We start from the raw sequence: 12,244 nt of genomic DNA on the forward strand, positions 1-12,244 counted from the left end.
TCCCCGGCTGTTCCGCCGTTGGGCAACGGGTAGTGCGACGCGCCCAGCTCGTCCGGACAAACTCAGCCCGTCGAGGGGGTACCCCCTGGTCCTTAAGACCTTGGGGGAGTTCGAGGACGCGCGGACGCAGTCCGTGCACCGGGCGCAGCCCGGAACCCCAGCCCCCACCGGCGCAAGCCGTGATGCTTCCCAGCCCCGCGGCCAGCGCCACGCGGCGGAGCCGCAAATGTCGCAGCGGTGAAGGGGCGGGGAGGGGCCGGCGCCGCAGGCAACACCAGCCACCCACCACTCCGCACATCCCCACCGACCCACGCCACAAGCAACCCGCACCACCCATCGCCCGGTGCCCGCGCCCCCCCCCGAAGGAGAACCGGAGTTGACCACCCCACCCCCCACCACAACCCTCCCCGCCCCCCGGGCACCCCTATCCACCCCCACCCCCACCCCTGCCCCGACCTCCACCGGCTTCTGCCGCCTCACCATCACCGCCCCCGACAGCCGCATCGACGTAGCCCTCCCCGACGACCTCCCCCTCGCCGACCTCCACCCCGAGATCCTCCGGCTCGCCGCCCAGCGCCCCGCACCGCACGCCCCCGTCGGCTACCACCTCGTACGCCGCGACGGCACCGTCCTCGACAGCACCCGCACCCTCGCCGCCCAGCGCGTACTCGACGGCGAGATCCTGGCCCTGCGCCCCTTCGCGGAGTCCCTCGCGCCACCCGTCTTCGACGACGTGTCCGACGCGGTCGCCTCGGCCGTCGCCCGCGACCGGACCCTCTGGAACGACCAACTCACCCGCACCGCAGGCCTGTTCGCGACCTCCGCCCTGCTCACCCTCCTCGCGTTCTCCCTCTGGAACGCGGCCCCCGGCCACCACACCCACGGACTTCCCGGCGTGCTCGCGGGAACCGCCGCCGTACTCCTCCTCGCTCTCGCCGCCGTACGTACCCGGGTGTACGACGACCAGGGCTCGGCCGTCGCCCTCGGCACGGCAGCCCTCGCGCACGCAGCCGTCGCCGGCACGGCCCTCCTGCCGACCGCCCCCGGAGAAGGCCCCGGCCGCGTCCACCTCCTCCTCGCCTGTGCGGCCGTCCTCCTCGCCTCCGTACTCCTGGTCCTGGCAGCACCCCCCACCCCCACCTCACCCCCAGCCCTCGCCCCCACATCCACCCCCACATCCACCCACCCCCCGACCGACGCCCCCTTCCTCGCGACCGCCCTCGCCTCCGCCACCGGCCTCCTCCTCGTCTTCACCGCGACCCTCGCCGACCTCGAACCCGCCGAAGCCGCCGCCCTCTGCGCCCCGCTCCTGGTCGCCGCCCTGGCCTTCCTGCCCGGCCTCGCCGCCCGCTTCGCCCGCCTCCCGGTCGGCTTCGCCCCACCGCCCACCGCGGTCGGTACGTACGACACAGGCGCAGGCACAGCCCCCGAAGCTCCCGGCCCCAGCAACGGCCCCAGCACCTCCCACCCGGCCCCTGAAGCCGCCACCGCCACCGACACCGACGCCCACCGCATCGCCACCCGCACCCGCCGCGGCCACGAACTCCTGACCGGCCTGCTCGGCGGCTGCGCCCTCCTCGCCGTCGCCGCCGCCGCGGTCCTCTCCTTCTCCGGCGGCGTACGCGCCCAGGCCCTCGCGTTCGCCCTCGGCGTCGCCCTCCTGATGCGCGCCCACCTCTTCCGCCACACGGCCCAGGCCGCCTGCGTCCTCGCCGCAGGCCTCGCCGTACTCCTCCTGCTCGGCCTCGGCCTCTCGCTCCACCCGCCGCACCTATCCGCGGCCGCACTGGACCTGCGTACGATCGGAATCACCGCGGTCACCGCCGCCACGGCGGCCGTCCTCGCCGCGATCGCCCTGATCGTGCCGAGCAAGGGGGTCACCCCCTTCTGGGGCCGCTTCCTGGAGCTCGCCGAGGCCTGCGTCCTGCTCACCCCGGTCCCGCTGTGCCTGGCCGTCTTCGACGCCTACCACCGGCTCCGGTCCCTGGGCCCGTAACCGCCACCGGCCCGCACCGCGCAAACCGCCTGGTACTCTGACCTACGGCCGTTTGTGTACGCGCCCATCGGAGTCTCCCCGGAGCTCCAAGGGCTGCGCCCAGCGGACCTACGCCTCCCGAGTAACGGAAGATCCCCCTGAGAACGAGACCAGGGGCACTCGGTGGCAATCACTTACACACGAGGAGCACGCATGGCGCTCGACGCCGCTGTCAAGAAGCAGATCATGACCGAGTTCGGCCAGAAGGAGGGCGACACCGGCTCCCCCGAGGTCCAGGTCGCCATGCTTTCCCGCCGCATCTCGGACCTGACCGAGCACCTGAAGACGCACAAGCACGACCACCACTCCCGCCGGGGTCTGCTGATCCTGGTCGGCCAGCGTCGTCGCCTGCTTCAGTACCTCGCCAAGAAGGACATCCAGCGCTTCCGTGCGCTGGTCGACCGCCTCGGCATCCGCCGCGGTGCGGCCGGCGGCGCCAAGTAGGACGCCACGAAGGGAGCGGTTCCCGCCACTGGGAGCCGCTCCCTTTGCCGTACGTACGGAGCTTGTACGTGCGCGACGTACCGGACCCCACTTAGTCTGGTACGCGAAGCACCTGCGCGAAGCAGCTCAAGCGGCCTTCGCGCGCAGAAACAACGCAGTAACCGCAGCACAGCGGTATCGCAGCACAGCGGTATCGCAGTAACGCAGAAACAACGAAGAGCGAGAAGCGCGACGCGTCCAGAGCGCCGGTCCTCGGTAGTGGCCCCCGGAGAAACACGACCCCGGGTGCTTCGATCGAAGACCGGCCCGCTACCCAAGACGGAGCGCGTGCTTCTCCGCCACCGTCCGCCGACCACACGGGTCAGGGGACGAAGACGAGGAGAAAACGCTAGTGGAGAACGAGACCCACTACGCCGAGGCCGTCATTGACAACGGTACTTTCGGCACCCGCACCATCCGCTTCGAGACGGGCCGCCTGGCCAAGCAGGCCGCCGGCTCCGCCGTCGCGTACCTGGACGACGACACCATGGTGATGTCGGCCACGACCGCGTCGAAGCGCCCCAAGGACCAGCTCGACTTCTTCCCCCTCACGGTGGACGTCGAAGAGCGCATGTACGCCGCCGGCAAGATCCCCGGCAGCTTCTTCCGCCGTGAGGGCCGGCCCTCCGAGGACGCGATCCTCACCTGCCGCCTGATCGACCGGCCGCTGCGCCCCTCCTTCAAGAAGGGCCTGCGCAACGAGATCCAGATCGTCGAGACGATCATGGCGCTCAACCCCGACCACCTGTACGACGTGGTCGCGATCAACGCCGCGTCCTGCTCCACGATCCTGGCGGGCCTGCCCTTCTCCGGCCCGATCGGCGCCACCCGCGTCGCCCTGATCAAGGGCCAGTGGGTCGCGTTCCCGACGCACACCGAGCTTGAGGACGCCGTCTTCGACATGGTCGTCGCCGGTCGCGTCCTGGAGGACGGCGACGTCGCGATCATGATGGTCGAGGCCGAGGCCACCGAGAAGACCATCCAGCTGGTCAAGGACGGCGCCGAGGCCCCGACCGAAGAGGTCGTCGCCGCCGGTCTGGAAGCCGCGAAGCCCTTCATCAAGGGTCTCTGCAAGGCCCAGTCGGACCTCGCCGCCAAGGCCGCCAAGCCCACCGGCGAGTTCCCGGTCTTCCTCGACTACCAGGACGACGTCCTGGAGGCCCTCACCAAGGCCGTCAAGTCGGAGCTGTCCCAGGCGCTCACCATCGCGGGCAAGCAGGAGCGCGAGCTCGAGCTGGACCGCATCAAGGAGATCGCCGCCGAGAAGCTCCTCCCGGCCTTCGAGGGCCGCGAGAAGGAGATCTCCGGTGCCTACCGCGCGCTGACGAAGAAGCTCGTCCGCGAGCGCGTCATCAAGGACAAGGTCCGCATCGACGGCCGCGGCGTCACGGACATCCGTACGCTGGCCGCCGAGGTCGAGGCCATCCCGCGCGTGCACGGCTCCGCCCTGTTCGAGCGTGGCGAGACCCAGATCCTGGGCGTCACCACCCTCAACATGCTGCGCATGGAGCAGATGCTGGACACCCTCTCCCCGGTGACCCGCAAGCGCTACATGCACAACTACAACTTCCCGCCGTACTCCGTCGGCGAGACGGGCCGCGTCGGCTCCCCGAAGCGCCGCGAGATCGGCCACGGCGCGCTCGCCGAGCGCGCGATCGTGCCGGTCCTGCCGACGCGCGAGGAGTTCCCCTACGCGATCCGCCAGGTCTCCGAGGCGCTGGGCTCCAACGGCTCCACCTCGATGGGCTCGGTCTGCGCCTCCACCATGTCGCTGCTGAACGCCGGTGTGCCGCTCAAGGCCCCCGTCGCCGGTATCGCCATGGGCCTCATCTCCGAGGAGATCGACGGCAAGACGCACTACGTCGCGCTGACCGACATCCTCGGCGCCGAGGACGCGTTCGGCGACATGGACTTCAAGGTCGCCGGTACGAAGACCTTCGTCACCGCGCTCCAGCTCGACACCAAGCTCGACGGCATCCCCGCCTCGGTCCTGGCCGCCGCGCTGAAGCAGGCCCGTGACGCGCGTCTGCACATCCTCGACGTGATGAACGAGGCGATCGACGTTCCGGACGAGATGTCCCCGAACGCGCCGCGCATCATCACCGTCAAGATCCCGGTGGACAAGATCGGTGAGGTCATCGGCCCCAAGGGCAAGATGATCAACCAGATCCAGGAGGACACCGGCGCCGACATCACGATCGAGGACGACGGCACCATCTACATCGGTGCCGCCGACGGACCGGCCGCCGAGGCCGCCCGCGCCACGATCAACGGCATCGCCAACCCGACCATGCCGGAGGTCGGCGAGCGCTACCTGGGTACGGTCGTCAAGACCACCACCTTCGGTGCGTTCGTGTCGCTCATGCCGGGCAAGGACGGTCTGCTGCACATCTCGCAGATCCGCAAGCTCGCCGGCGGCAAGCGCGTGGAGAACGTCGAGGACGTGCTCGCGGTCGGCACCAAGGTGCAGGTCGAGATCGCCGAGATCGACTCCCGCGGCAAGCTCTCCCTCATCCCCGTCATCGAGGGTGAAGAAGGCGAAGAGAAGAAGGACGACGCCTAAAAGTGACGTCCCGTAGTTCCGTGACGACGGCCCGCACCTCCTCGGAGGGGCGGGCCGTCGCCCGTACCCAAACGCTTCTCAAGGGCGAGAACGGCATCGGTACGGTCCGCAGGACCACCCTCCCCGGCGGCCTGCGCATCGTCACCGAGACCCTCCCCTCCGTACGCTCCGCCACCTTCGGGATCTGGGTGAACGTCGGCTCCCGCGACGAGACCCCCTCCCTCAACGGCGCGACGCACTACCTCGAACACCTCCTCTTCAAGGGCACCGCCAAGCGCAGCGCCCTCGACATCTCCTCCGCCATCGACGCGGTCGGCGGCGAGATGAACGCCTTCACGGCGAAGGAGTACACCTGCTACTACGCGCGGGTCCTCGACACCGACCTCCCCCTCGCGATCGACACGGTCTGCGACATGCTGACCGGCTCGCTGATCCGCCAGGAGGACGTGGACGCCGAGCGCGGCGTCATCCTCGAAGAGATCGCGATGACCGAGGACGACCCGAGCGACTGCGTGCACGACCTGTTCGCGCACACCATGCTCGGCGACACCCCCCTCGGCCGCCCGGTGCTTGGCACCGTCGACACCATCGACGCGCTCCAGGCCGACCGCATCCGCCGCTTCTACAAGAAGCACTACGACCCCACCCACCTGGTGGTCGCGGCCGCGGGCAACATCGACCACGCCACGGTCGTACGACAGGTCCGCCGCGCCTTCGAGAAGGCCGGCGCCCTCGGCAGCCCGGACGCGACCCCGGTCGCCCCGCGCGCGGGATCCCGTACGCTCCGCACGTCCGGCCGCGTCGAACTGCTGAACCGCAAGACCGAGCAGGCGCACGTCGTCCTCGGTATGCCGGGCCTGGCCCGCAACGACGAACGCCGCTGGGCGCTCGGCGTCCTCAGCACCGCCCTCGGCGGCGGCATGTCGTCACGGCTCTTCCAGGAGGTCCGCGAGAAGCGCGGCCTGGCCTACAGCGTGTACTCGTACACCTCGGGCTTCGCCGACTGCGGCCTGTTCGGCGTGTACGCGGGCTGTCGCCCGAGCCAGGTGCACGACGTACTGAAGATCTGCCGCGACGAACTCGACAAGGTGGCGGCCGACGGCCTCACCGACGACGAGATCCGCCGCGCGGTCGGCCAGCTCTCCGGCTCCACGGTCCTCGGACTCGAAGACACCGGCGCGCTGATGAACCGCATCGGCAAGAGCGAGCTGGCCTGGGGCGAGCACCTGTCGGTCACCGACATGCTCACCCGCATCTCCGAGGTCACCCCGGACGAGGTACGGGAAGTCGCCCGCGACATCCTGGGACAGCGGCCGTCCCTCTCGGTGATCGGCCCGCTCAAGGACAAGCAGGCCGCCCGTCTCGACGAAGCGGTCTCGTAACTCCCTTAAGGAACCCCTGAATCATGAGCAAGCTGCGCGTGGCGGTCCTCGGTGCCAAGGGCCGCATCGGCTCCGAAGCCGTACGAGCCGTCGAAGCCGCCGAAGACCTGGAACTCGTCGCCGCCCTCGGCCGCGACGACACGCTGGACACCCTCAAGGACTCCGGCGCCCAGGTCGTCGTCGAACTGACCACCCCCGACTCGGTGATGGCCAACCTCGAATTCTGTGTACGCAACGGAATGCACGCCGTCGTCGGCACCACCGGCTGGACCGACGAGCGCCTCGCGCAGCTGAACTCCTGGCTCGACGCATCCCCCTCGACCGGCGTCCTGATCGCCCCGAACTTCTCCATCGGGGCCGTCCTGACCATGAAGTTCGCGCAGATCGCCGCGCCGTACTTCGAGTCGGTCGAGGTCATTGAGCTGCACCACCCCAACAAGGCCGACGCCCCCTCCGGCACGGCCGCCCGCACCGCCCAGCTCATCGCCGCCGCCCGCGCCGAGGCGGGCAGCGCCCCGATGCCGGACGCCACGGCCACCGCCCTGGACGGAGCCCGTGGTGCGGACGTCGACGGCATCCCCGTCCACTCCGTCCGCCTGCGCGGCCTCCTGGCCCATCAGGAAGTCCTCCTCGGCGGCGAGGGCGAGACCCTCACCGTCCGGCACGACTCCCTCCACCACAGCAGCTTCATGCCGGGCATCCTGCTCGGCGTCCGCCGCGTGGTCACCACCCCCGGCCTCACCTTCGGCCTGGAACACTTCCTCGACCTGAACTGACGGCGGCACCCACAGCCATGCGCGCAAAGATCACGTACTTCATCACGGCAGCCGTCCTGGTCGTCTTCTTCGTCCTGGTCGGCGGCCGCGCCGTCGCCATGATCAAGCTGGGCACCCCCCTCGGCATCGGCTTCGGCATCGCCGCGCTGATCATCCCGCTCATCGGCGTCTGGTTCCTCTGGAAGAACACCGAGTTCGTCCGCAGGGCCAACAAGCTCGCCGCCCAGCTCGAAGCCGAAGGGGCCCTCCCCGTCGACGAGTTGAGGCGCACCCCGGCCGGCCGCATCGACCGCGACTCCGCCGACGAGGTGTTCGCCAGGCGCCGCGAGGAGACCGAGGACGCCCCGGACGACTGGCGCTCCTGGTTCCGCCTCGCCATCGCCTACCAGGACGCCAGGGACACCCCGCGCGCCCGCAAGGCGATGCAGCACGCCATCGCCCTCCACGACGGCAAGCCTTTTAGGGGCGCGGGGAACTGCGCGACCAGCCCCCCACCGACCCGCACATGAGCACATGAGTAAGGGGCGACCTCCAGGAGGTCGCCCCTTACTCGCGCTGTCCGCGTACCGCGCTATGGCTGCCGGTACTCGTCGCCCCACACCTCAACCGTGTCCGCCGCCCGGTCGAACGCCTCGACCCGCGACAGGAAGTCCGCACTGTGGTCGGTGAGCAACGGCGGCAGCTGCGCCCCGTTGTGACGCTCCATGACCAGTGCCTGTCCCTGTACGGTCCGGGGCAGCCCGAGCCAGCGCACCGGCTGCTGCACGGTCCGTACGTTCGAGGTCTGGCTCCACGGCACCGTCACGGTGCTGAAGAACCCGACCCGCCGCAGACCGGCCCGGCTGACCCACACACCGAGACGCAGCATCCGCAGTGCACAGGCGATGGCGACCGCTCCGACGCAGAACACGATCAGCGCACCCGTCACCTCGGCGGCGAACGCGATGATCATCGCCGACAGCAGGATGAACGACGCGAGCAACAGCAGCAACGCCGCCGCCCCGACCCGGTAGGGGCCGGGCCGGTACGGTCGCCGCCACTGGTCGTGGTCGTCGTACGGCAGCGCAATGTCGTCCGCGCCAGCTTCAAAAGCGCGGTCGGCCGTCAGGAAAGGCAGGGGCACGACTGGTCCTCACTCACAAGCACGCTCGATTGGGCTGTGCCCGGTGAGGCTACCGAGCGGGCTCCCGCCGGGCCACCTCAGGGGGTCCGGAAGAGTCCTGACGGGCGGTGAGGTCCGTGCGGCGTGCGAGGTCAGCGCCCCTGGGAGGCCTCGGACTGCTGGGCCTTGCCCGGAGCGTTCCCGGGATCGAGCGCGGGAAGCCCGAAGAGCAGTGAACCGACCAGCCCGGCGACCACGGTCAGACCGACCAGCGACCGGTGGAGGACCTGTGCCGTGCTCGGGCGTTCGGGCGGGGGAGGGGTGACATTACTGCGGAAGCGGTCGGCCTCGGCCACGAAGGAGAACGGGACGGCTTCTCGCCGGCGAAACATGGGTGTCGCTCCTTTTGGTCATCAAACGAATGCGTCTGTGATGCCTTGCACAGGCACCTCTACAGAGACAGACGTTCAAGCCCGCCACTTGGTGCCCGATTTCCCCGAATTACTCAAAGAATGTCCTGACGGTCCGTCCGGGTTTCTCCACCCGTCCCGGTCCGCAGCGTGGACGCCGCTCTCAGGCACTCCGCAGTGCGAGACCGAGACGGTCGGCGAGCGGACGGAGACCCGGTGGGCGCGGTTCGTGCCGCGGACCCGCGCGGCCTTCAGCAAGAACGGCCACGTCGCTCCGTAACGGACTGCGGGCACAGATGTACGGATGGGCCGCACGAGGTGTCCGTATTGCGACGTTTCGAGAAGTTCATCTAGGCTGATCAAACGGACCCGGCACTGCTTGAACCCCCGAGCAGGCAGTGCCGGTGTCCCCTTTACCCCCTCTCACCGGTCCCCCCGAGGGGACACCCCGCGCTGAGCAGCGAGTAGCGTGTTACCCATGGCTCCGATCTCCACTCCGCAGACCCCCTTCGGGCGGGTCCTCACCGCCATGGTCACGCCCTTCACGGCGGACGGCGCGCTCGATCTCGACGGCGCACAGCGGCTCGCCACCCATCTGGTGGACGCAGGCAACGACGGTCTCGTTGTCAACGGCACCACCGGCGAGTCCCCGACCACCAGCGACGCGGAGAAAAACGACCTGGTACGGGCGGTACTGGAAGCGGTCGGTGACCGTGCCCATGTCGTCGCCGGAGTCGGCACCAACGACACCCGCCACAGCCTTGAGCTGGCCCGCGCCGCCGAGCAGACCGGCGCCCACGGCCTCCTCGCGGTGACGCCGTACTACAACAAGCCCCCGCAGGAGGGCCTGTTCCGGCACTTCACGGCGATCGCCGACGCCACCGGACTCCCGGTGATGCTGTACGACATCCCCGGCCGCAGCGGCGTCCCGATCAACACCGAGACGATCGTCCGTCTCGCCGAGCACCCCCGGATCGTCGCCAACAAGGACGCCAAGGGCGACCTGGGCCGCGCCAGCTGGGCCATCGCCCGCTCCGGCCTCGCCTGGTACTCCGGCGACGACATGCTCAACCTGCCGCTCCTGTCGGTCGGCGCCTGCGGCTTCGTCTCCGTCGTCGGCCACGTGGTCACCCCCGAGCTCCGCTCCCTGCTCGACGCCCACCTCAGCGGCGACGTCCAGAAGGCCACGGAACTCCACCAGAAGCTGCTCCCGGTCTTCACCGGCATGTTCCGCACCCAGGGCGTCATCACCACGAAGGCCGCCCTCGGCCTGCAGGGACTACCCGCAGGCCCACTGCGCCTGCCGCTCGTCGAGCTGTCCGCCGACGAAACCCACCAGCTCAAGATCGATCTCGCCGCAGGCGGGGTACAGCTCTAAACACCGACTTCACAACTGAACAAGCACCACACGGCAAGACCGAGCAACACCCCGTACAGACACAACATGTGCACGACACGACATGCACGCCACGACCCCCGAGGCCCGTGGCGTGTGTGGTGAGGAGAGTCTTTTGAGTCATCCGCATCCCGAACTGGGCGCCCCGCCGAAGCTCGCCAAGGGCGGCCTGCGCGTCACCCCGCTGGGCGGTCTCGGCGAGATCGGCCGCAACATGACGGTCTTCGAGTTCGACGGCCGTCTGCTCATCGTCGACTGCGGCGTCCTCTTCCCCGAGGAGGAGCAGCCCGGCATCGACCTGATCCTGCCGGACTTCACGTCCATCAAGGACCGCCTCGACGACATCGAGGGCATCGTCCTCACGCACGGCCACGAGGACCACATCGGCGGAGTTCCCTACCTCCTCCGCCTCAAGCCCGACATCCCCCTCATCGGCTCCAAGCTGACCCTCGCCCTGATCGAGGCGAAGCTCCAGGAGCACCGGATCCGCCCGTACACCCTTGAGGTCGTCGAGGGCGACCGCGAGCGTCTCGGCCCCTTCGAGTGCGAGTTCGTCGCGGTCAACCACTCCATCCCGGACGCGCTGGCCGTCGCCATCCGCACCCCCGCGGGCATGGTCGTCGCCACCGGCGACTTCAAGATGGACCAGCTCCCGCTGGACGGCCGCCTCACCGACCTGCACGCGTTCGCGCGCCTCAGCGAAGAAGGCATCGACCTTCTCCTCTCGGACTCCACGAACGCCGAGGTCCCGGGCTTCGTCCCGCCCGAGCGCGACATCTCCAACGTGCTGCGCAACGTCTTCGCGAGCGCCGAGAAGCGCATCATCGTCGCGAGCTTCGCCAGCCACGTGCACCGCATCCAGCAGATCCTGGACGCCGCCCACGAGTACGGCCGCCGCGTCGCCTTCGTCGGCCGCTCGATGGTCCGCAACATGGGCATCGCCCGCGACCTCGGCTACCTGAAGGTCCCCGGCGGTCTGGTCGTCGACGTCAAGACCCTCGACGACCTCCCCGACGAGGAAGTCGTCCTCGTCTGCACCGGCTCGCAGGGCGAGCCGATGGCCGCCCTCTCCCGGATGGCCAACCGCGACCACCAGATCCGCATCGTCCCCGGCGACACGGTCATCCTGGCCTCGTCCCTCATCCCGGGCAACGAGAACGCGGTCTACCGCGTGATCAACGGCCTGACCCGCTGGGGCGCCAACGTCGTCCACAAGGGCAACGCCAAGGTCCACGTCTCGGGCCACGCCTCGGCCGGCGAGCTGCTGTACTTCTACAACATCTGCAAGCCGAAGAACCTGATGCCGGTCCACGGCGAATGGCGCCACCTGCGCGCCAACGCCGAGCTGGGCGCCCTCACGGGCGTCCGCAAGGACCACATCGTCATCGCCGAGGACGGCGTCGTCGTCGACCTGATCGACGGCCGCGCCAAGATCGTCGGCAAGGTCCAGGCCGGTTACGTGTACGTCGACGGCCTCTCGGTCGGCGACGTGACGGAGACCCACCTCAAGGACCGCCGCATCCTCGGCGACGAGGGCTTCATCTCGGTCTTCGTCGTGGTCGACAGCTCCACCGGCAAGATCGTCGGCGGCCCGACCTTCCACGCGCGCGGCTCCGGCATCGACGATGCCGCGTTCAACGCCGTCACGCCGAAGATTGAGGAAGCCCTCGCACGCTCGGCGGCCGACGGGGTCATGGAAGCGCACCAGATCCAGCAGCTCATCCGCCGCTCGGTAGGCAAGTGGGTGTCCGACACCTACCGCCGTCGCCCGATGATCCTTCCGGTCGTCGTCGAGGTCTGACCGAGGTTTCACTACCTCATCTCCTGGAGCGGGGCACCTCGATTTGCGTCGGGGCGCCCCGCTCCAGTACGTTTACGACTCCACCTCACCGGGAAGCAGCGCACGTTCGCGTGCCTGTCCGACCAAGTGGGGGTGGGAATTCTGACTCAGAACTTCTGATAAAGTCGGAATCGCCGGAAAGGGAAAACGCGAAAGCGAAGGACCTGGAAAGCACCGAGGAAGTCGGAACGGAAACGGTCTGATAGAGTCGGAAACGCAAGAACAACAGAAACACCGAACGAAAACGTCCGGAGGAA

10 protein-coding genes are annotated in these 12,244 nt (G+C 69.3%); 8 read left to right on the top strand and 2 right to left on the bottom strand.

Annotated features, from left to right (window positions below; translation table 11 throughout):
• Positions 1-376 precede the first annotated feature (376 nt).
• From eccD to ACH4SP_RS34050, 6 genes are all read left to right on the top strand, one after another.
• Positions 377-1,996 carry a type VII secretion integral membrane protein EccD gene (eccD, locus tag ACH4SP_RS34025; RefSeq protein ID WP_398420766.1) on the top strand — a complete coding sequence of 540 codons (1,620 nt, stop codon included), beginning with the start codon at positions 377-379 and terminating at the stop codon, positions 1,994-1,996.
• A gap of 192 nt (positions 1,997-2,188) precedes the next feature.
• On the top strand, positions 2,189-2,479 hold the full coding sequence (gene rpsO, locus ACH4SP_RS34030; protein ID WP_362416654.1) for a 30S ribosomal protein S15: 291 nt from the start codon (positions 2,189-2,191) through the stop codon (positions 2,477-2,479).
• Between the two features lie 391 nt (positions 2,480-2,870).
• A complete protein-coding gene (locus tag ACH4SP_RS34035) occupies positions 2,871-5,081 on the top strand; it encodes a polyribonucleotide nucleotidyltransferase (protein ID WP_398420768.1) in 2,211 nt (736 codons plus the stop codon).
• Positions 5,082-5,083: 2 nt separating this feature from the next.
• Positions 5,084-6,463 (top strand): M16 family metallopeptidase, encoded by a 1,380-nt coding sequence (locus ACH4SP_RS34040; RefSeq protein ID WP_398420770.1) that lies wholly within the window; start codon positions 5,084-5,086, stop codon positions 6,461-6,463.
• Positions 6,464-6,486: 23 nt separating this feature from the next.
• Positions 6,487-7,239 (top strand): 4-hydroxy-tetrahydrodipicolinate reductase, encoded by a 753-nt coding sequence (gene dapB, locus ACH4SP_RS34045; RefSeq protein WP_398420772.1) that lies wholly within the window; start codon positions 6,487-6,489, stop codon positions 7,237-7,239.
• A gap of 17 nt (positions 7,240-7,256) precedes the next feature.
• Entirely contained in the window at positions 7,257-7,748 is a 492-nt protein-coding gene (locus ACH4SP_RS34050; protein WP_398420774.1) for a hypothetical protein, read from the top strand.
• 62 nt (positions 7,749-7,810) lie between these two features.
• On the opposite strand, the gene ACH4SP_RS34055 is transcribed toward ACH4SP_RS34050, so the two are convergent.
• Together ACH4SP_RS34055 and ACH4SP_RS34060 are read right to left on the bottom strand one after the other, a co-directional pair.
• Positions 7,811-8,362 (bottom strand): hypothetical protein, encoded by a 552-nt coding sequence (locus ACH4SP_RS34055; protein WP_398420776.1) that lies wholly within the window; start codon positions 8,360-8,362, stop codon positions 7,811-7,813.
• A gap of 131 nt (positions 8,363-8,493) precedes the next feature.
• Positions 8,494-8,733, bottom strand: a complete 240-nt coding sequence (locus ACH4SP_RS34060) for a hypothetical protein (protein ID WP_398420778.1) — start codon at positions 8,731-8,733, stop codon at positions 8,494-8,496.
• Positions 8,734-9,229: 496 nt separating this feature from the next.
• On the opposite strand from ACH4SP_RS34060, the gene dapA reads away from it, so the two are divergent.
• Both dapA and ACH4SP_RS34070 read left to right on the top strand, forming a co-directional pair.
• Positions 9,230-10,129, top strand: a complete 900-nt coding sequence (dapA, locus tag ACH4SP_RS34065; protein ID WP_398420780.1) for a 4-hydroxy-tetrahydrodipicolinate synthase — start codon at positions 9,230-9,232, stop codon at positions 10,127-10,129.
• Between the two features lie 133 nt (positions 10,130-10,262).
• On the top strand, positions 10,263-11,948 hold the full coding sequence (locus tag ACH4SP_RS34070; RefSeq protein WP_398420781.1) for a ribonuclease J: 1,686 nt from the start codon (positions 10,263-10,265) through the stop codon (positions 11,946-11,948).
• Positions 11,949-12,244: the final 296 nt, after the last annotated feature.

The organism is Streptomyces sp. NPDC021093, from assembly GCF_044333135.1.
Lineage (GTDB): Bacteria > Actinomycetota > Actinomycetes > Streptomycetales > Streptomycetaceae > Streptomyces.